The sequence below is a fragment of the Slackia exigua ATCC 700122 genome, assembly GCF_000162875.1.
Lineage (GTDB): Bacteria > Actinomycetota > Coriobacteriia > Coriobacteriales > Eggerthellaceae > Slackia > Slackia exigua.
Genome location: NZ_GG700631.1, coordinates 567097 through 586984, shown reverse-complemented (window position 1 = coordinate 586984; position 19888 = coordinate 567097). Strand labels below are relative to the sequence as shown.

The following is a 19888-nucleotide window of genomic DNA, read 5'->3' as shown; positions in this document are numbered from 1 at the left end:
GCTGCGTCATCCTTTTATTAAATCGCGCTACCCCTCCCCTCAAGCATTCTTCGGATCGTAGGCGCGCATATAGGCGTCCAGATGCTCGAGGTAGCGCTTCGCCATCGGGCTGAGGGGGCGTCCCTCGGGCGAGATGTAGCCGATGCGCATGATCTCGTCGGATTCGAGCGGCACGGCCACGATGTCGGTGCCGTTCAGGTCGCTCGAGAGGATGCCGCTCGAAATCGTGTAGCCGTCCAGCCCGATAAGCAGGTTGAACAGCGTTGCGCGATCCGAAACGACGATGGCCTTCGGGCTGTCTTCGGTGATGTGCATCTCTTCGGCGAAGTAGAACGAATTCTCGACGCCCTGCTCGTAGCTCAGGCGCGGATAGGCACGCAGCTCGTCGAGCGTGATGGAAGCGCGCTTCGAAAGCGGATTGCGCCTGCTGACGAAGACGTGCGGATGCGCTGTGAAGAGTTCGGTGAAGGCGAGGTCGGCATTGCCGAGGATGCGCGTGATCACATCGGCGTTGAATGAGCTCAGATAGATGACGCCCAGCTCGCTGCGGGCGAGCCGCACATCTTCGACGATATCGTGCGTGCGCCCCTCGCGCAGTGAGAACTCGTAGCGTTCCTCGCCGTATTCCCTGACCAGGTTGACGAAGGCGTTCACGACGAAGGCGTAGTGCTGCGACGATATGGCGAACACGCGCCGCTGGGACGTTCCGCCCTTGTACAGGCTTTCGAGCACGTCGGCCTGCTCGACCACCTGGCGAGCGTAGGACAGGAACCGCATGCCGTCCTCGGTGAGCGTGACGCCGCGGCTCGTGCGGATGAAGATGACGATGCCCATTTCGGCTTCCAGATCCTCGACCGTCTTCGAGAGGGTGGGCTGGCTTATATAGAGGGCTTGCGCCGCACGATTGATCGATCCGCTGCGGACGATCTGGATGAGGTATCTAAGCTGGTTGAGCTTCATTCCGTTCCTTCATGGTCGTTCGGTCCGGGCGTGTGCGGCGTGCTGCACGCCGCACACGTCTTCGCGCATTCAGGGTAGCGTATCGGCTCGGGCCGCGCTCGGCTGGCCATCCTGCCGTTTCTTGGATTCTTCGCATTTCGGTCGGCTCGCTTGGTCCCTGCGCGTCGGATGCGTGGCGTGGAGAGCCGTATCCGCGTTGAACCCTTTTCAAGACGGTCGACCGTCCGGTGCGCCTGGTCGACGACGACAACGCCCTCGTTCCTGCGTGCCGACCGCTGCTCTTCGCCATCATGGCGAATATTCGATGCGTCGAGAATTTTCCATTGACATGGATCGCCGCGCTCGTATACTGAGATCATCATATGAACAAATGCTCATATGTAGTTACGAGAATGCGGAGGGGACATGAGCGAAGGGCTTGAAGGCATCGAAGCGGGCGAGACGCTTGACGAAGAGATGCTCTACGACCTTGCGGACCTGTTCAAGGTATTCGCCGACACCACGCGCATCAAGATTCTATATGCGCTGATGGAGGCCGATCTTTGCGTTGCCGATCTGGCATCGGTCGTGGGCGTTTCGCAAAGCGCCGCGTCGCATCAGCTGCGGTTGCTCAAGCAGGCGCATCTGGTGAAGTTCCAGCGCGACGGCAAGCAGATCATCTACTCGCTGTCGGACGACCATGTCTACACGATGCTTTCGCAGGGCTTGACGCATATCTGCGAATAGCCGCTCTCGCTCGGAGCGTACGAAGTTCGAGACGGATGTCCGCAGGGGCGTTCGTACGGGGAAGGAAGATCCATATGCGTAAGATCATGAAGCTCGAAGGCGAAATCTGCGCGAACTGCGCCGCCAAGATCCAGGACAAGATCAATCAGCTCGAAGGCGTGAACGACGCGAAGGTCAATTTCATGTTCCAGAAATTCACGCTGGACGCGGCCGACGATCGATTCGATGACATCTTGGACAAGTCCGTCAAGATCTTCGGCGATATCGAGCCCGACTGCACGGTTCTCGTCTAACGCAGAGTTTCGGCATTCGGTGGCTGTCGGTATGAAGATGCCTGGTCGCTTCAGGCTGACGGCATGCATGAAGGAGCCGGCGTCGTCGGCTCCCTGGGTTCGTCGCTGCCAAGGCGACCGCTTCGGGCGCTTGTCCGAACATGATATTCAAACGAGGTACGACGCATGACGCATAAGCAGAAGAAGATGCTCGCACGTGTGGGCGCGGCCCTCGCGATATTCATCGTGGTGGAGATCATCGCGCACACCGGCCTGGTCGAAGGCGAACATGGCCTTTGGATCCAATTCGGCCTCTTCCTCGTGCCGTACCTCATCGCCGGCTATGACGTGCTGGGACGGGCGGTTCACGGCATCACGCACGGTCAGCCGTTCGATGAGAACCTGCTCATGTCCATCGCCACGATCGGCGCGTTCGCCCTCGTCTTCTTTCCCGAGGCCGAGCCGCATATGGCTGAAGGCGCTGCGGTCATGCTGTTCTATCAGGTAGGCGAGTTCTTCGAGGAATACGCGGTCGGCCGCACGCGTAGGTCCATCACCGAGATGATGGATATCGCCCCTGATTACGCGAACATCATGCGCGACGGCGACCTCGTGCGGGTAGATCCGTACGAGGTCGCCGTCGGCGACGAGATCGTCGTGAAGCCGGGCGAGCGCATCCCCTTGGACGGCATCGTCGTCGACGGGGCGTCCCAGCTGGATACGTCGGCGCTGACGGGGGAATCGGTGCCGCGCGTCGTCGAGTCGGGCGTCGCGGTCGTGAGCGGCTGCGTCAATATGACGGGGGTCCTCACCGTACGGGCAACCAAGCCGTTCGGCCAGTCCACGGTTTCGCGCATCCTCGAGCTCGTCGAGGAGGCGAGCGAGAAGAAAGGCCGCACCGAGGCCTTCATCACGCGCTTCGCCCGCTACTACACGCCCATCGTCGTGGGGTTGGCGGCCATCATCGCGTTCGTATCCCCGGTGCTCTTCGGGCAGTCATGGACCGACAGCATCAAGGGCGCGCTCATCTTTCTCGTCGTCAGCTGTCCCTGCGCCCTGGTCATCAGCGTGCCTCTCTCGTTCTTCAGCGGCATCGGCGCCGCATCGCGCGCCGGCATCATGGTGAAGGGCTCGGTCTATCTGGAAGCGCTCGCGGCGGCGGAGACGGTCGTCTTCGACAAGACCGGCACGCTCACGAACGGCACGTTCAATGTGGTTGCCGTGCATACGGCCGAAGGCGTTGCACCCGATCTGGTGCTGTCCTATGCGGCGCATGCCGAGGCGTATTCCGACCATCCGATCGCGCTGTCCGTCAAGGCGAGCTATAGCGGCGTGATAGATCGCGACCAGATCGCGCGCGTCGAGGAACGCAGCGGCATGGGCATCGCGGCCGATATCGATTCTCACGCGGTGCTCGTCGGCAACGATAAGCTCATGGAGGCGGAAGGCATCGACTTCAAGAATTGCGAGCTCGTCGGGACCATCCTCTACGTCGCGCTCGACGGACGTCACATCGGGCACATCGTCATCGCCGACGTGCTGAAAGACGACGCCGATGCCGCCGTGCGCGATCTGCATGCGGTGGGCGTGAAACGCATCGTCATGCTGACGGGCGATCGCGAGGAAGTCGCCGCCGCGGTTGCTGATCGTCTCGGCATCGATGAATTCCATGCGCAGCTCATGCCGGGTGACAAAGTCTCGCGGGTCGAGCGTCTGATGGTGCGCAACGATGCGGCGAACGCTTCGGGCCCTGCTTCCGGCAAGGCCTCTTCCAAACGTTTCAGCGCGCGCTTCGGGCATCGTGAGGGAACGCTCGCCTTCGTCGGCGACGGCATCAACGACGCGCCGGTGCTCATGCGTTCCGACGTCGGCATCGCGATGGGCGCCATGGGCTCCGACGCCGCCATCGAGGCGGCCGACATTGTGCTCATGGACGACAAGCCGTCGAACATCGCGCGCACGGTCACGATCGCTCGCAAGACCATGGCCATCGTTTGGCAGAACATCATCTTCGCCATAGGCGTCAAGGTGGTTATCATGATCCTTGCGCTGCCGTTCATCGGCATCGCGACGATGTGGCTCGCGGTCTTCGGCGATGTGGGCGTGGCCTGCCTGGCCATTCTCAACTCGATGAGGGCCCTTCGTCTCGGCAGATAGAGGGGGGTGTCATGAAAGAGGTTTCGGTCGATACCATCGCTCGGGAAATCGCGCGCATGTCGGTCGAAGCCGCATGCGACCTTCCGAAGGACGTCGAGGCCGCGCTGCGCGCCGCCGCCGAGCGGGAGGAATCTGCGTTCGGGAAATATGCGATGGACAAGGTCTGCCGCAATTTCGAAATCGCGCGCGAGCAGGGCGTGCCTATGTGCCAGGATACGGGTATGGCCATCGTATTCGCCGAGGTCGGACAGGACGTCCATATCGTAGGCGGCTCGTTCGAGGATGCGGTGAACGCAGGGATCGCCCAAGGCTATGCGGACGGGTACCTGCGGAAATCAACCGTGATCGACCCGTTGTTCGATCGGCGCAACGCCGGCGACAACACGCCCGCCATCATCTACACGCGGCTCGTCCCTGGAGATTCCCTCACGCTTACGCTCATGCCGAAGGGCGCCGGTTCCGAAAATATGTCGCGCCTGAAGATGCTCAAGCCGGCGGAGGGGCTTGCGGGCGTCAAGGACTTCGTGTTGCAGGCCGTCGTCGAGGCAGGGGGAAACCCGTGCCCCCCGACCATCGTCGGCGTCGGCATCGGCGGAAACGCCGACAAGGCGCTGATGCTTTCCAAGCAGGCGCTTCGCCGCGAGGTGGGCGCGCCGAACCCGAATCCGGCGTATGCGCGGCTTGAGCAGGAATTGCTCGATGCCATCAATCGGACCGGCATCGGCCCGCAGGGCTTCGGAGGCCGCACCACCGCCCTGGCCGTGCATATCGAAACCTACCCGACGCATATCGCGACGCTGCCGGTAGGCGTGACGCTGAACTGCCATGCGGCCCGTCATCGGCAGGTCGTGCTGTAGGAGGGACGCGATCGATGGAGGCTCGGCGATGACCGATGTGCGACATATCGAAACCCCGCTGACCGACGACGTCGTGCGCAGCCTGCATTGCGGCGACATGGTCAGCATTTCGGGCGTCATCTATACCGGCCGCGACGCCGCGCATAAGATCATGTGCGAGCGCATTGCGCGCGGCGAAAGCCTGCCTGTCGACTTCCATGGCCAGGTGATCTATTACGCAGGGCCTACGCCGACCAAGCCGGGCCATGTGATCGGGTCATGCGGCCCGACGACATCGGGACGCATGGACGCCTTCACGCCGACGATGATCGAGCAGGCCGGCCTCAAGGGCATGGTGGGGAAGGGTCCTCGCTCGCGCGAGGTCGTCGATTGCATGGTGAAGAACAACGTCGTCTATTTCGCCTCGATTGGAGGCGCTGCGGCTGTCATAGCGTCTTCGGTGCGGGAATGCGAGGTCGTGGCCTACGACGAGCTCGGTCCGGAGGCGGTTCGCCGGCTGGTCGTGGAGGACTATCCTTGCATCGTCGCGATCGATTCGGCCGGGAACGACATCTACGAGCAGGGTCCGGCCCGATTCTGCATCAACTGACGGCAGACGCGGCGCATGCGGCGCACGGAGCGGACGCGTTCGGCCGAATCTGGCAAAACCCCGAAGCGTTCGGCTCGGCCTGCAATCCACCATCGTTCTTCTTGGGGAAGCCGCCGGTGTATTCGCGATGGCGTCGGGGGCGTGCGCGGTTCTCATTGGCTACAATGCGGGTCGTGCGCGACGAGTGAAACGAGGCATTGTGAACATCTGCGTCTTCTGCGGCTCCGGCTCATCCATCGGCGAGCCGTATAGTTCGGCCGCATGCTCATTCGGGCAGGCCATGGCCGCTCGGGGCCATGCGCTCGTGTTCGGCGGATACGATACCGGGCTCATGGGCGTCGTCGCCCGCGCGGTTCATGATGCGGGCGGCCGCGTCGTCGGCGTCGTGCCGTCGGGGCTCGACGCATTTCGGGGGCGCCCCGCGTTTCCTTGCGACGACCTGATCGATGCGGCCGACCTTTCCGAACGCAAGGCGTTCATGTCGCAGCGCGCGGACGCGTTCGCGGCGTTGCCCGGATCCTATGGCACGCTCGACGAGCTGTACAGCGAGCTTGCCACCCAGAAGATCGCGACGGAGAAGAAGCCTGTCGGCGTGCTGAATGTCGGTGGATTCTACGATACGCTCGAGACGCTGCATGCGACGATCGTGCGCGAGGGATTCATGACCGAATCGGACGGTCGCCTCGCCATGTTCGCGCAGGATCCCGACATCTTGCTCGACCTTCTCGAAGGACGTCGATGAACCATTCGACGCAGGTCCATGCGAACCCCGATATCTTTCTGGTCCGCGTCCCGTTTTCCCGGGTGGTCACCGGGTTCACGAACTGCTTCGTCGTGCGGGACTCCGGCGAGTTCCTCATCGTCGACGTCGGCGGCATCCCTCGTGGGTCGAGGGATGCGGACGGGGCGCAGGAGGCGATGCGCTCGGCGCTCCGGGAACTAGGCGTCGACTGGGCGCGCACCAAAGTGTTTCTCACGCATCTGCACCTCGACCATGCCGGTCTTCTCGAGGACGTGGTCCCGAAGGGCGTTCCCGTGCATGTGAGCGGCCTGAACATCGATATCGCGCGCATGCAGGCATCGAAGGATTATTCCCAAGGCCTTCGCAGGAGGTTCTTCGAGGGAGGGTTCTCCGAGACGTTTCGCAGCGGGATCGAACGGACCTTTCCCTACGCGGGCTATGAAATCGACGCGGCACGGCCTGTGCGCCGCGTGCGGGGCGGCGATGCGCTGACGGTCGGGCGCTACACGTTCGATGCGGTGGAGACGCCCGGTCATACGACGGGGCATACATCGCTTTTCGAATTCGAAAGCCGGTGCATGATCGGCGGAGACACGGTGCTGTTCGTGCTGAATCCGGTCATCGGCATCGATTTCGCCGATGCCTCCGCGCTTACGAGCTATATCACGGGGCTGCGACGCATGCTGGGACTGGGGCTCCATCGGCTTCTCTATGCGCACGGGCCGATCACGCCTCTCGAGGCGCTCGATCTGCCGAAGGGGAGCGAAGGGCGTTTCCAGGATGCCGACCCGCAGGGCATCGACGAGCGCATCCGGTTTTTGATCGACCATCATATGCAGCGTGCGGAAAACGCTCTCGAGGTCGTGCGGAGCCACCCTGGATCAACGGCGCGCAGCATCATCTTCGATATGGTATGGAGCGTCGGATCGCTCGATTGGGCGCGCGTGCCGTTCAGCATCCGGGTCTGCGTCGCAGCCGAGGGGTTCGCCGTCCTCGACCATCTGGTCGGCGAAGGCCTTGTGCGCTTCGACTTCGATTCCGAAGGCATCCGCCGTTACGTTCCCGCATAAGCTTCTCCGAAACGTTCCGGCGAAGAAAGCCCTGGCATCCGATGGGCATCGGATGCCAGGGCCGGTAAGGAAGGAAGCTCTTTGCGGATGAGTTCCTTCGGGATCCATTCTAGCGAGCGATCTTCGTTCGCTTCGCCTAACGCACGCCGACAGGCCGCGGTTCGCCTCGCATCGGATGCCTTCCGCATCCGTCGGGCGCCTGTGAAAGGGAAGGGGGCCGAAGCCCCCTTCCCGCGTCATCGAGAATCGGATCTCGGTTCGCGTTACTTCGCTGCCTGCTCGGCGGTGTAGTACACGTAGACGCCTTCGAATGCCGGGAACGGATAGTTCGCCGCATCTTTGGGATTGTCCGGGTTGTACTCGCTTACGAACTTATCGGCGCTCGAGGCGACGCCCAGGATCTGGTCGCCCTCGTCGAGGAGCTTGTCGGCGCTGTCGAGCACGCTCGTGTACAGCTCGGGATTATGCGCGCCTTCGCTGTTCTCGGCGAATGCGGAGTTCCAGTAGAACGTCGCTTCACGCTGAATCTGCTGCAGGCGGGCGAGGTCGTCGTCGCTGAGGGTGCCTTCATCGATGGCGGCCTCGAAGTTCTTGACGAAGTTGGCGCAGCGCATGCCGATCTGGTGCGTACGGCCGTCGATATCGTCCTGAATGCCCTTGATCTCGCTCTTCAGATCCTTGTGGCAGGTGTTGCACTTGGCGAGCGTCTCCTCGTTGTCGAGGGGGCTCTGCCAGTAGTGGCTCGTGTAGGCGGTGCCGTCGTCGGCGGTCTGGATAGGCATGTGGCAATCGGCGCATTCGTAGCCCATCTTGACCATCGGGCTTTGGCTTCCGCCGAAGTTGTATTCGTATTCGGAGTGACGCACGGCGATCATCTTCGCGCCGGTGGATTCATACGTCCAGTCGGCGTATCCGTTGTCGTCGTACCATTTGAGCGCCTGGTCGGGCGTCATGGTTGCAAGACCGCCGTCATACGGGCTCGTCGGGGTGCCGGTCTTCGCATCCATGGAGTAGTCGCAGTGGCACTGGCCGCACACGGCGCTGCGCTTGTTCTTGTCCGTGTAGTCCGGCCCCATAGCGCGGACCCAGTCGGCGCGAAGAACGTTGAACTGCGTCGGATCATCGTTCACGTGGCAGTTCGCGCACGAGATGCCTTCGGTGTAGGTGTCCAGCACGTCGTACATCGGGCGCGTCCAGGCCGAGTCGCCCATCTTCTGCACTTCGGCGTGGATGAGCGGCGTCTTGCAGGCGAGGCACTGGGCCTTCGTCTTGTCCACGCTCACGCGGCCGTTGTTGGCGACGGTGTACAGGGAATACGTATGGCCGCCGGCCTCGGTGAAGAAGTTGGCGTAGCCATAGCCCTTGCCGAGCGTGACCATCTCGGGATAGTGCTCGTTGTCGTTGTAGTTGTGCTTGCCCTCGGGCCACTTGTTCGCCTCGTTGCCGACAAACGTGTTGTACTGGTTGGGATACTGGTCGGCCCAAGACTCGGACTCGATGATGCCGAACTCGTCGGCTTCGGGAACGGTCGTAGGCGCAGCGGCGACCGGCCGCTCCATCGTGGTGCCGCCGGTGGCGGCGGGTTCTGCTGCCTCAGGTGCGTCGTCCTTGGGCGCACATCCTACGATGCCGACGACGAGGCACAGAGCCGCGGTGACGGAGACGACGATGGCCGTCTTCTTTCCCCTTTGCGTGCGAAACATCTTGAATCCTCTCCCCTTGATTCCTGCTTACCTGCATCGCATCGCAGCGATTATAGCAATGTATGAAGGTTCTGTGAACACACGGGCTGTACATAATTGCTAGGTTCTACGTTTTACCTGATGAATGATTGCTAGGAAGTGTATGGGCCATTGGAATCGACCGAGCGCTCGGTACGGGAATCGCATGAGGCATCGCAAGGGCGGAACAGGAAAAAATGAAACGTCATGCTTCAAAAGGACGCGGCTTCGACGCTCGATCTCTCGAGCATCGAAGCCGCATTCGATCGGTCGACGGGTTCTGGAGCGCATCGCGAGAAAACGCGATGCGGCATCGCCCGGATCTAGTCGGTGAAGTAGCGCACGCCTCCCTCGATGACAGGCTGGAAGGTGCGATCGGGAATGTTCAGGTACGTGCCTGTGCCGAACCGCTCCGAATGGCCCATCTTGCCGAACACGCGTCCGTCGGGACTCGTGATCCCCTCGATCGCCATGAGCGAGCCGTTGGGGTTCGTGTCCAGATCCATGGAAGGCACCCCGTCGAGGCCGACGTACTGCGTTGCGACCTGTCCTGCTGCGACAAGGTTCTCGATCACGTGCGCGGGCGCCGTGAAGCGTCCCTCGCCGTGGCTGACGGCCACCGTGTGCACGTCGCCCACCTGGCATCGGGAAAGCCAGGGGCTCAAGGTCGACGCGATGCGGGTGCGCGCGATGCGCGACTGGTGGCGGCCGATCTCGTTGAACGTGAGGGTCGGGCATGCGGCGTCCATGGCGCGGATGTCGCCGAAGGGCACGAGCCCGAGCTTCACGAGGGCCTGGAAGCCGTTGCAGATGCCGAGCATCAGGCCGTCGCGCCTCTGCAGCAGGTCCCGCACCGCTTCGGTCACTTCCGGCGCGCGGAAGAACGCGGTGATGAATTTCGCCGATCCGTCGGGCTCATCGCCGCCTGAGAATCCGCCGGGGATCATGACGATCTGGCTTGTGGAAATCTCCTCGACGAGCGCGCGCGTGCTCTCGGCGACGCGTTCGGGCGTGAGGTTGTTGATGATGAGCGTGTGCGCCTCGGCTCCGGCGCGCTCGAATGCGCGAGCGGTGTCGAACTCGCAGTTGTTGCCGGGAAACACGGGGATGACGACGCGCGGCTTCGCGATCGTGCCGGTCGTCGTGCGTGCACGGGGCGCTGCAGGCCGGAAGCTCACGGCCTCGACCGCGTCTCCTGCGCCGCGGTAGGGGAAGACGCTCTCCAGCGGACGTTCCCAGGCTTCCTGCAGATCGGCGAGATCGACGACGCCTTCGTTCGTGGCGATCTCGTACGCTGCGGTCGTCGTGCCGACCTCGGCGACCATGAATCCTCCGTTCTCGGGCGCATCGGCGCCTTCGGCGAGCTCGACGTAGAAGGTGCCGTACGCGGGAACGAACAGGCTGCCCGCATCGAATCCCTCTGCGGCCTTGAGGCCGATCGCGTTGCCGAGCGTCATCTTGAAGAGGGCTTCCGCGCCGCATCCGTATCCCGCCGTGCCGACGGCGAGCGCGCCGCCATTCGCGATCAGGGCTTCGACGGCGTCGAGGGCGGCGATCAGGCTGTCCGTCTCGGGCGTCAGGCCGTCTGCACGGTATGCGGGCGCGATACGCACGACGCGGTGCCCTGCGCCCTTGAACTCAGGCGACGTGACCGTGCCGATCTTCCCGCATGCGGTGGCGAAGCTCACGAGCGTCGGCGGGACGTCGAGCGCCTCGAAGCTGCCGGACATGGAGTCCTTGCCGCCGATGGAGCCGACGCCCAGATCGATCTGGGCCATGAGCGCGCCAAGAAGCGAAGCGACGGGCTTGCCCCAGCGCTCGGGCACGTCGCGCAGGCTGCCGAAGTATTCCTGGAAGGTCAGGTACGTGCGTGCGCGCGAGAAGCCGGCCGAGACGAGCTTGCTCACGCTTTCGACGACGGCCAGATACGCACCCGCGAACTGGTTCGCTTCGGATAGATAGGGGTTGTAGCCCCAGGCCATGCCCGAGCAGGTGGTCGTCTCTCCGTCGACGGGCAGCTTCGCGACCATGGCGTTCGCGGGCGTGAGCTGACGGATGCCGCCGAAGGGCATGAGCACCGTGGCTGCGCCGATCGTGGAGTCGAAGCGTTCGGAAAGCCCCTTGTTCGAGCAGACGTTCAAATCGCGCACGACCGATCCCATGCGTTCGGCGAAGGTGGCGCCCGGCCATGCGGGGGCATAGGAACCCTGCGCGCTCACGTGGACGCGTGCGTGCTTGGGAACGCCGTTGGAATTCAAAAATGCGCGGCTCACGTCGACGATGACATCTCCGCGCCAGGTCATACGGACGCGTGGCGCTTCGGTGACGGTGGCGATGACCGTGGCCTCGAGATTCTCCTCGGCCGCATAGCCCAAGAACTCGTCCACGTCTTCCGGCGCGACGGCGCAGGCCATGCGCTCCTGGCTTTCGGAGATGGCAAGCTCGGTGCCGTCGAGGCCGTCGTACTTCTTCGGAATGCGGTCCAGATCGATGTCCAGCCCGTCCGCAAGCTCTCCTACGGCGACCGAAACGCCGCCCGCGCCGAAGTCGTTGCAGCGCTTGATCAGGCGGCAGGCGTCGCCGCGGCGGAAGAGGCGCTGGATCTTGCGCTCGACGGGCGCGTTGCCTTTCTGCACTTCGGCGCCGCAGGTCTCGATGCTTTCCTCGGTGTGCGCCTTGGAAGAGCCCGTCGCGCCGCCGATGCCGTCGCGGCCGGTGCGGCCTCCGAGCAGGATGATCGCATCTCCCGGAAGCGGGGTCTCGCGGCGCACGTGGTCGGCCGGGGTGGCTCCCACGACGGCGCCGATTTCCATGCGCTTGGCGGCATATCCCGGATGATAGATCTCGTTGACCTGGCCCGTTGCGAGGCCGATCTGGTTTCCGTAGGACGAATAGCCCGCCGCCGCCGCAGTGACGATCGTGCGTTGGGGCAGCTTGCCCGGCAGCGTATCGGACACGGGAGCCAGCGGATTCGCTGCGCCGGTCACGCGCATGGCCTGGTAGACGTACGAACGTCCCGACAAGGGGTCGCGGATGCAGCCGCCTATGCAGGTCGCCGCGCCGCCGAACGGTTCGACCTCGGTGGGATGGTTGTGCGTTTCGTTCTTGAAGAGGAACAGCCAGTCCTCGTCGACGCCGTCCACGTCCACGGTGACGCGCACGGTGCAGGCGTTGATCTCCTCGGACTCGTCGAGTCCCGTCAGCTGCCCGGTGCGTTTCAGGTGCCGCGCGCCGATCGTGCCGATGTCCATCAGGCACAGGGGTTTTTCCTCGCGGCCGAGTTCGGCGCGCAGAGCCAGGTACGTATCGAAGGCCTTCTGCACGGCGGCATCGTCGATCGCGATCTCGTCGAGCATCGTGGAGAACGTGGTGTGGCGGCAATGGTCGGACCAGTAGGTGTCTATCATACGGATCTCGGCGATCGTGGGGTCGCGGCGCTCCTCGTCGCGGAAGTACGCGCGGCAGAACGCGATGTCGGCCGCGTCCATCGCAAGGCCGCGCTCGGCTATGAACGCGGAAAGCTCCTCGTCGGAATACGCGGTGAAACCCTCGACGACCTCCACGGGCCCGGGTTCGGGGTAGGCCGTCTTCAGCGTGTCGACCTCATCGAGCGAAGCCTCGCGCGACTCGACGGGATTGATGGCGTAATGCTTGATGGCGGCGATGTCCTCGTCCGTCAGCGCGCCCGAGAGCAGCAGCACTTTGGCGGCATGCACGTCGGGACGCGCGCCTTGGCTGATGAGCTGGATGCATTCGCTCGCGGAATCGGAGCGCTGATCGAACTGGCCCGGCAGCGGCTCGATCGCGAAGATCGTCTCGCCTTCCCGGGCAGGCAGATCGAAGGTGACGTCGTCGGAGGGGGGCTCGCTGAAGACCGTCGGCACGCAGCGGGCGAACAGGTCCTCGTCGATGCCCTCCACATCGTAGCGGTTGACGAGCCTCACGGATTCGAGGCGTGCGATGCCGAGGATGTCGCGCAGCTCGCGTGCGAGCCGGCGCGCCTCGACATCGAACCCGGGCTTCTTCTCCACGTAGACGCGAGAGACCATGGAATCTGCCTTCCTATTCGTTGTTCTCGAGCTCCACCAGGCGATCGAAGCCGCCGTAGGTCTTGCGGAGCAGCGGTTTCTCTATCTTGCCGGTGGGGTTGCGCGGCACGTCGGCGAAGATGTAGCGGCGCGGACGCTTGTAGCGCGGCAGCGCGGCGCAGAACTCCGCCAGGTCGTCCTCGGAAAGCGCATGGCCGGGCCTGACCTCGACCACGGCGGCGGCGATTTCCCCGAGGCGCGGGTCGGGCAGGCCGATGACCGCGACGTCCTTGACGGCGTCGTTGGTGCGCAGGTAGTTCTCGATCTGCACCGGATAGATGTTCTCGCCGCCGGTGATGATGACGTCTTTGCGGCGGTCGACGAGCCAGATGAATCCGTCGGCGTCCACCTCGGCCATGTCTCCGGTGTAGAGCCAGCCGTCGCGCAGCGCTTCCGCGGTCGCCTGCGGATCGTTGTAATAGCAGACCATCACGCCGTCTCCTTTGAGGCAGAGCTCGCCCACGTCGCCCGATCCGGCTTCGACGACGCTGCCGTCGTCCGCGCGCACTTCCGCCTGCCAGCCGTATCCGGCCTTGCCGATCGCGCCCACGTGGTCGATGTTCTCGATGCCGAGGTGCACGCTGCCGGGTCCGATGCCTTCGGACAGGCCGTAGTTGGTGTCGTACTGATGATGGGGGAAGACCGACTTCCAACGCCTGATGAGGCTCGGTGGAACGGGCTGCGCGCCGATATGCATGAGGCGCCACTGGTCGAGGCGGTAATCGGCGAGGTCGACCTCGCCGGCATCGATCGCGTCCAGGATGTCCTGCGCCCACGGCACCAGCAGCCAGACGATCGTGCACTGCTCCTCGGACACGGTCCGCAGGATCCAATCGGGGCGCACGCCGCGCAGAATGACGGCCTTCGCACCTTTGACCAGCCCTCCCATCCAATGCATCTTGGCACCGACGTGATAGAGCGGCGGGATGCAGAGGAAATTGTCGTCATGGGTCTGGCCATGGTGCTTCTGCTCGGTGACGGCGGCGCGCATGAGGCTCGCATGCCGATGGAGGATGGCCTTCGGGAAGCCCGTCGTGCCGCTCGAGAAATAGATCGCGCCCAAATCGGCGTCCTCGATGCGCACGCGCGGCTCCTCGGGCGTGAAGTGGCCGATGCGCGCATCGTAGCTCTCGGCGAAGCCAGGGCAGCGCTCGCCGACGTAATAGAGACGCTTGACCTGCGGGATATCGTCGACGATGTCTTCGATGCGCCCGATGAATTCCTCGCCGAACACAAGCGTGTCCACCTCGGCGAGCTCCAGGCAGTACTTGATCTCGTCTGCGGCATAGCGGTAGTTGAGCGGGACCGCGATGGCGCCGCTCTTGAGCGTCCCCATGTAGACGGGAAGCCACTCCAGGCTGTTCATGAGCAGGATGGCCACCTTGCTGTCGCGCGTGACGCCGGCATCGAGGAGCAGATGCGAGAAGCGGTTCGCATGCTCGTTGAAGACGCGCCAGGTCATTTCACGGCGATATCGCTTGGCCGGGCTGGTTTCGACCAGGTCGTATTCCAGCCACGACGTTCCGCGTCCCTCGCGAATCCGGGGATTCACCTCGACGAGCGCGACGTCGTCCGGATAGAAGGCGGCGTTCTTCGTGAGGAAATCGGTGATGGGCATAGGTCTTCTCGATTCTAGACGTCGGCGCTGCCTGCCGTGTCGGCGCGCTCGGGCTCGGCGCGAGCCGCCTTCCCTGCGGCCGGCTTCGCCATCCCCTGAGCCGCGCGGCGACTCCGTGCAGGTGGTGAACCAGTATAGCCGTGCGGCGAGGCGCAGACGGCCGCGGCCGCCGGTTTCCATCGTCGGTTGATTTCTGCCACAATGGGAATCCGTGCATTCCAAGACGCATAGAGAAGGTGCCTTCATGCCCAAACGCGCGATCAAGCTATCCGTGCTGGGAAAATACCAGAGCATCCTGCCGGTTCCCGGTCAGGATCCGGCGAAGTCCTATGCCGTCGTCTGGAATGGGTGCCGCCAGCCCGAAGGGGGATGGGGCTATCTGATGGAGATGACGGGCAAGCGCGAGGGCATGCTTCTGGCCTGGCTCGATGCGGGCAACTGCGCCTACGCGTGCGACGAGCCCCTGGCTGCGCGGCCTGCGCGCACGCCCGACCTGGTGCTGTCCGGACTCGTCGGCCGCGGCGACGGCAGCGTGCTCATCCGCTCGACGGCCGGGTCCGACATGCTGCCGGTCGGCGGCTACGAAGTGAGCGCCGGCGCCACGGGCACGCTGCTGCGCTTCCGGGATTCCTATATGGAAATCGGTCCCTACGACCAAGGGTTCTATGACGTACGCACGTTTCTGGGCGTGTCGTTCCTCGCATATGTGCATCTTCCGCGCGAACGCGCGTCCCAGGCGGGCGATGCGGCCACGATCGCCGGCATCCTCGAGGATGCCCTGCCGCCGGCGCTGCCCCTGCCCGACGTTCTTGACGCCTTCGCGCTGCGTCCCTACGATTCCGCTTCGGTCAGCGGTTTCGAACGCTACGCCTCCGAGGCGCTTCTCGCCGCCGGCGCTCGGCGCATCAGGCCCATCGCCGCTCGGCACGATCTTCGTCTCGGGCTCATCTGGCTCACCGGGCTTTCCTGGATCCATGTCTACGACGAGCTGGATGATCAGGAGATGGCGACCGTCCTGGCGGTCGAAGGGGCGCTGAATCGCCTGCGCCTCATCGGGCTTGCGGCGCGCGCGATCGACGGGGCGGGCATGGCATCGCTTTTCGACGAGGGCGCGTGCTGCATCGAAGACTGGCGCTGCATCCGCAGCATCTGCCAGAGCATCCTCGAGGTCGCCCGCAAGGGCGATGAGGGCTACGGGCTTTCCGAGCTGTACGGGCATTCCTGCGCGAAGGGCGGGGAATGGGACGTGCGCATGCGGTTCGCGAGCGCCGTCGAGAGGCTGGCGCTGCCGTTTCGCATGGGATATTCATTCGACTGCGATGCCGCCTCCGGTATCTTCGCCATACGGTGCTCGCTTCCCGATGCCGAGGCGTTTCCCGACCGCTGGTTCGTGCGGTCGTCGCACGGCGCATCCGGCGCACGGGGCGATGGGGCGCGCGGAACCTGGACCGACGTGTCCGAGAACCGAAACTGGGCTCGATCGGCCTATGCGGTCCGTCTCTCGGCGCTGCTCGCCGCCTGCGCCTTCACATCGAGCGTCGGCATCATGAAAGCGGTGGTGAGCGCGAGCGGGCCCGCAGCGCGCGAAACCGACGAGGTCGAGCTCTCGATGTCGTTCGACCGCCTGTCGTTCATGCCGGTCTGCACGACGGGGCCTCGCCTCGACGAGATCGCATCCGAAGAGCTGACCTGGGACGCTCCGAGCCTCATCAACCTCGTGCGCCCGGTTGAATGCCATGTCGCCTTCGATGCGTCCGGAGCGCTGCGCCTCGTCGATCCCGTCGACGTCGATCTCGGCGCCCGTCGTGTCGACATAGCCGTCGACGATCGTCCCATTCCCGAAGAGGCGAAAAGCCTCCTGCATGCCGACAAGGTCCGCGACCTGGATATATTCCTCGAAACCGATGGGGAGCGGCTGGCGAAGGCGCGCGTCTGGGAAGCCGTGCAGGATGCGGAGGATTCCCCGCTCGTGGCGAGCGCGCTTCTCGAAGAGATTCTCGACCAGGCACCGGTCGATCTCGAAGACGGACGCACGCCTCTGTACTGCCAGGATCTTGCCGGGCGCGAGATCGTCGGGCTGATGACGTCGAACGACGGCGAACGCTTCGTCAACGTGCCCGATTCCGTGTACGATGCCACGCTGCACCTCTCGCGGATCTATCGGTCGATGGGCGATGCCGAGGGGTCGATTGGGCGAGCGGAAGCGCTGGTCAGCATGTCGCCCTCTACGGTCCGATCGTATCTCGAGCTCGTCAACGCCGTCGTCGAGGCGGGGGATTTCCAGAGGTCCGAGGAGATTCTGCGCAAGGCGATCGCCGTGTGCGTGAGCGCCGAGGAGCGTCAGGTCGTGAAGTACCGTCTCGCATTCGCGCTCTGGCAGAACGGCAAGCTCGATCACGCGTTGGCGCTGTATCAGACCGTAGGATCCCAAGGGCCGGTCGCGGGCACTGCGCGCGAAGAGATGCGCGAGCTCATGGGCGAGATGGGCCGAGAAGAGGTTTTCCCCGAACGCGAGCGCGACGCCGTCCTGCGGCGTGCGGGCTTGCGCGACATTCCGCCGCAGGAGGCGGTATCCCGCATCGTGGGCGCAGCCATCGCGCTGCTCGACGCGAATCTGATCTTGCCGGCGCATGCGCTGGTTTCGGTATTGGCGGAATTCTCGGGTAGCGACGTGATCTTCTCCGTGGCGCGATCGCTCGTATCGACGTTCGAACGCGCGCATGGGCAGGGGGATTCCGATACCGCGGCGGCCGACGCGCCCGTGGCGGACGCGGTCGGCGAAGGGCTCGGCGACCGGGACGATTCCGTCGCCGGAGGGTAGAGCGGGCCGCTAGCCCGCATGCCTCCCGATGCCGAAGTGGCAGTCGGGGCAGACGAGGGGCTGGTCTTCCTCGGGCGTGCCTTCGATATCGGCGATGCGGAGCCTGCGCTTCATGAACCAGCGGCGGCAGGACTCGCACTGCCCGTAGGGGAAGTCTTCAGGATGGGTCCTTTCCCAGAAACGACGTCCGATGAACGTGCCGACGCGCGTTTCCCGACAGACTTCGACGCCCCGGGCATCCTTATGCAGCCCGTCGGCCTCGGCCAGCGCCTTGCGCACGATATCGACGTCTATATCCAGGTCGCGTGCCAGCTGGGCGGGCGTGCGGCGGTCCGGTTCGGTCGCGGCCCCGTAGCGCGCCGGATCGAACGAGATGCCGCCGTGCGGCCAGAGGACATCCCAGTCCTCGAACATGATGCGAAACGATCCGACCTGCTTCGATGTATGGAAATGCCCACAATACCATTGTCGATAGGAAAGGCGGCGCTCGATATCGTCGAGCCATTTTTCGGTCGACGTGTCCACCATCGACTGATCGACGCCGGCGACGAAGACCTCGCGCGGTTCCAGATGGAACGGGCAGGTATGGGTGATCATCACGTCCACATCCCATCCGATCTCTTCAAGCCGCTCCTCGACCAGGCGCTTCGTGGCTTCGTCGGGCTGCTCGTCGGAAAACCAGCGCAGACCCGCCTTCAGACGCGTGCGCTTGTCGATGCTGTAGGCGCCGCCGACGACGAAGGCGCGCACGCCGTCGAAATCGAACAGTTCGCCGTCTTTCGCGAAGAGGAGGTTCGGCCAGGCGTCTTCGACGAACACCGTGCCGCCGCGCCATGAAGCCTCGCGATAGCAGGAAAGGCTTTGCGGGCGCATCTCATGGTTGCCGTGGATGCAGAAGAACGTCGGGGCGAGTCCGCCGAGCAGCGCGCGCGACGCACGGTCGCGGGCCGAGCCTTCGCCGAAATAGTTGACGCCGGCATCGCCGAGGATGATCACGACATCGTCGGACGTGAGCCCGTAGGCTTCGCAGAAGCGCGCGACGCGCTCGAAATGCCCGTGGGTGTCCCCGGTCAGATAGACGGTCATGCGGCGGTCTTACGCGTTCGCGGGCTTGGAGGGAACGTAGGTCTGCACGTAGCTCGACACCTCGTCGATATCGTCGGGCGACGCCTCGAAGCAGATATAGGTGCATTCGCCCCGGGCATAGTCGATGAAGTACTCGCGATAGGCTTTGTCGTCAGCGGGATCGTCTCCGATATACGAGGACGCGACCATGATGGCGTCACGTCCGCCGACGACCGTCGCGCTCTGCTTGACGCCGGTATACATGCCCTGGGTTTCGTTGTACGACACGACTTGCGCGGCCATATCCTCTTTGCTCGAGTAGAAACCGGACATGCTCACGATGGTCGAGTATTCGACGCCGCCGTACCGAGGGGAGACGTAGGAGGTGTCGGGATCGCAGTAGGCGATGACGCCGCTCGCCGCCTCTTCATCCAGGGTGACGTCTTGGAAGGGCATCCAGGATTCGGGGATGTCGAGGTATCCGACGCCGTCCCCGCCGATCCACTGAAGATCGACGTTGGCGGGGATGGGCGAATGGGAGCCGTATACGCCGCCGTTCAGATCCGCGTCGAGGTCGCTTGTTATCTCATCGAGCGCATCGTCGAGCGCGCCGCTCTGCTCGGCCGAGATGAGGGCCGCCCCGAGCGCGCCGAAGATAAGCGCCATGACGAGCGCGAAAACGGTGACGACAGAGCCGACGACGATGCCGATGATGCCGATGATCTTGGTGGGCTTCGTCTTGGATGTGGCGCGTCCGGCCCTTTCCGCCGCCGAGGCCTTCGCGAGCGCGACGATGTCGCAGATGAGCCCCGGGATGCTGAGGGCGATGAGCGAAAGGATCAAACCGACGATGCTGAGGACGAACAGCCCGGTGCCGGTTTCCTGGGCAGGGCCGGCGCTCGGCGGGGTCGGCTGGCCGTACGGCTGCGGACCGAAACCCTGGCTGCAGGGCTGCTGGTTGAAGCCTTGCCCATAGGGCTGCTGGTACGCCTGCGCGTAAGGCGATGCCGGGCCTGCGGCATGGTATCCGGCGGATGCCGGATCGGCGGGCGCCGCCCCATAGGGCTGCTGCGGCTGAGGGGCCGCATAGGCTCCGGCAGGAGGATAGGGAACCGCGTCAGGTGCCGGAGGGACGTTTTGGCCTTGATCGAAAGGCGTTCCCTGGTTCGGTGCGTCTGCCATGGGGCTCTCCTTCGGACGAT

14 protein-coding genes are annotated in these 19888 nt (G+C 64.1%); 8 read left to right on the top strand and 6 right to left on the bottom strand.

Annotation, left to right across the window (positions count from 1 at the left end; genetic code table 11):
- Positions 1–39 precede the first annotated feature (39 nt).
- Complete coding sequence (locus tag HMPREF0762_RS08615) at positions 40–960, bottom strand: LysR family transcriptional regulator (protein WP_006363294.1); 921 nt, start codon at positions 958–960, stop codon at positions 40–42.
- A gap of 405 nt (positions 961–1365) precedes the next feature.
- Here HMPREF0762_RS08615 and HMPREF0762_RS08610 point away from each other — a divergent pair, with 405 nt between their 5' ends.
- From HMPREF0762_RS08610 to HMPREF0762_RS08580, 7 genes are all read left to right on the top strand, one after another.
- Positions 1366–1686 (top strand): ArsR/SmtB family transcription factor, encoded by a 321-nt coding sequence (locus HMPREF0762_RS08610; protein WP_006363291.1) that lies wholly within the window; start codon positions 1366–1368, stop codon positions 1684–1686.
- A gap of 74 nt (positions 1687–1760) precedes the next feature.
- Positions 1761–1979 carry a heavy-metal-associated domain-containing protein gene (locus HMPREF0762_RS08605; RefSeq protein ID WP_040619499.1) on the top strand — a complete coding sequence of 73 codons (219 nt, stop codon included), beginning with the start codon at positions 1761–1763 and terminating at the stop codon, positions 1977–1979.
- A 165-nt stretch (positions 1980–2144) separates the two neighbouring features.
- A complete protein-coding gene (locus tag HMPREF0762_RS08600; RefSeq protein WP_006363289.1) occupies positions 2145–4115 on the top strand; it encodes a heavy metal translocating P-type ATPase in 1971 nt (656 codons plus the stop codon).
- Positions 4116–4126: 11 nt separating this feature from the next.
- Complete coding sequence (locus HMPREF0762_RS08595) at positions 4127–4972, top strand: fumarate hydratase (RefSeq protein ID WP_006363288.1); 846 nt, start codon at positions 4127–4129, stop codon at positions 4970–4972.
- Between the two features lie 28 nt (positions 4973–5000).
- On the top strand, positions 5001–5561 hold the full coding sequence (locus HMPREF0762_RS08590; protein WP_040619497.1) for a Fe-S-containing hydro-lyase: 561 nt from the start codon (positions 5001–5003) through the stop codon (positions 5559–5561).
- Positions 5562–5760: 199 nt separating this feature from the next.
- A complete protein-coding gene (locus HMPREF0762_RS08585; RefSeq protein WP_115314235.1) occupies positions 5761–6303 on the top strand; it encodes an LOG family protein in 543 nt (180 codons plus the stop codon).
- Entirely contained in the window at positions 6300–7373 is a 1074-nt protein-coding gene (locus HMPREF0762_RS08580) for an MBL fold metallo-hydrolase (protein WP_006363285.1), read from the top strand. Before HMPREF0762_RS08585 ends, HMPREF0762_RS08580 begins: the two co-directional genes overlap by 4 nt.
- Before the next feature lie 263 nt (positions 7374–7636).
- Here the strand turns inward: HMPREF0762_RS08580 and HMPREF0762_RS08575 are convergent, their stop codons facing one another.
- From HMPREF0762_RS08575 to HMPREF0762_RS08565, 3 genes are all read right to left on the bottom strand, one after another.
- Positions 7637–9076, bottom strand: coding sequence for an ammonia-forming cytochrome c nitrite reductase subunit c552 (locus HMPREF0762_RS08575; protein ID WP_006363283.1), 1440 nt, complete (start codon positions 9074–9076; stop codon positions 7637–7639).
- A 341-nt stretch (positions 9077–9417) separates the two neighbouring features.
- A complete protein-coding gene (locus tag HMPREF0762_RS08570; protein WP_006363281.1) occupies positions 9418–13143 on the bottom strand; it encodes a phosphoribosylformylglycinamidine synthase in 3726 nt (1241 codons plus the stop codon).
- 13 nt (positions 13144–13156) lie between these two features.
- Positions 13157–14800: a class I adenylate-forming enzyme family protein gene (locus HMPREF0762_RS08565; protein WP_006363280.1), complete on the bottom strand. Its 1644-nt coding sequence runs from the start codon at positions 14798–14800 to the stop codon at positions 13157–13159.
- A gap of 244 nt (positions 14801–15044) precedes the next feature.
- On the opposite strand from HMPREF0762_RS08565, the gene HMPREF0762_RS08560 reads away from it, so the two are divergent.
- Positions 15045–17621 carry a tetratricopeptide repeat protein gene (locus HMPREF0762_RS08560; RefSeq protein ID WP_006363278.1) on the top strand — a complete coding sequence of 859 codons (2577 nt, stop codon included), beginning with the start codon at positions 15045–15047 and terminating at the stop codon, positions 17619–17621.
- Between the two features lie 9 nt (positions 17622–17630).
- On the opposite strand, the gene HMPREF0762_RS08555 is transcribed toward HMPREF0762_RS08560, so the two are convergent.
- Both HMPREF0762_RS08555 and HMPREF0762_RS08550 read right to left on the bottom strand, forming a co-directional pair.
- Entirely contained in the window at positions 17631–18707 is a 1077-nt protein-coding gene (locus HMPREF0762_RS08555) for a metallophosphoesterase family protein (RefSeq protein WP_006363277.1), read from the bottom strand.
- Positions 18708–18716: 9 nt separating this feature from the next.
- Positions 18717–19868, bottom strand: a complete 1152-nt coding sequence (locus HMPREF0762_RS08550; protein WP_006363276.1) for a hypothetical protein — start codon at positions 19866–19868, stop codon at positions 18717–18719.
- Between the last annotated feature and the right edge of the window lie 20 nt (positions 19869–19888).

Excerpts from the sequence above, each read along its gene's own strand:
- HMPREF0762_RS08615 (WP_006363294.1), bottom strand. The coding sequence starts at position 960 with ATGAAGCTCAACCAGCTTAGATACCTCATCCAGATCGTCCGCAGCGGA.
- HMPREF0762_RS08610 (WP_006363291.1), top strand. The coding sequence starts at position 1,366 with ATGAGCGAAGGGCTTGAAGGCATCGAAGCGGGCGAGACGCTTGACGAA.
- HMPREF0762_RS08605 (WP_040619499.1), top strand. The coding sequence starts at position 1,761 with ATGCGTAAGATCATGAAGCTCGAAGGCGAAATCTGCGCGAACTGCGCC.
- HMPREF0762_RS08600 (WP_006363289.1), top strand. The coding sequence starts at position 2,145 with ATGACGCATAAGCAGAAGAAGATGCTCGCACGTGTGGGCGCGGCCCTC.
- HMPREF0762_RS08595 (WP_006363288.1), top strand. The coding sequence starts at position 4,127 with ATGAAAGAGGTTTCGGTCGATACCATCGCTCGGGAAATCGCGCGCATG.
- HMPREF0762_RS08590 (WP_040619497.1), top strand. The coding sequence starts at position 5,001 with ATGACCGATGTGCGACATATCGAAACCCCGCTGACCGACGACGTCGTG.
- HMPREF0762_RS08580 (WP_006363285.1), top strand. The coding sequence starts at position 6,300 with ATGAACCATTCGACGCAGGTCCATGCGAACCCCGATATCTTTCTGGTC.
- HMPREF0762_RS08575 (WP_006363283.1), bottom strand. The coding sequence starts at position 9,076 with ATGTTTCGCACGCAAAGGGGAAAGAAGACGGCCATCGTCGTCTCCGTC.
- HMPREF0762_RS08570 (WP_006363281.1), bottom strand. The coding sequence starts at position 13,143 with ATGGTCTCTCGCGTCTACGTGGAGAAGAAGCCCGGGTTCGATGTCGAG.
- HMPREF0762_RS08565 (WP_006363280.1), bottom strand. The coding sequence starts at position 14,800 with ATGCCCATCACCGATTTCCTCACGAAGAACGCCGCCTTCTATCCGGAC.
- HMPREF0762_RS08560 (WP_006363278.1), top strand. The coding sequence starts at position 15,045 with ATGCCCAAACGCGCGATCAAGCTATCCGTGCTGGGAAAATACCAGAGC.
- HMPREF0762_RS08555 (WP_006363277.1), bottom strand. The coding sequence starts at position 18,707 with ATGACCGTCTATCTGACCGGGGACACCCACGGGCATTTCGAGCGCGTC.
- HMPREF0762_RS08550 (WP_006363276.1), bottom strand. The coding sequence starts at position 19,868 with ATGGCAGACGCACCGAACCAGGGAACGCCTTTCGATCAAGGCCAAAAC.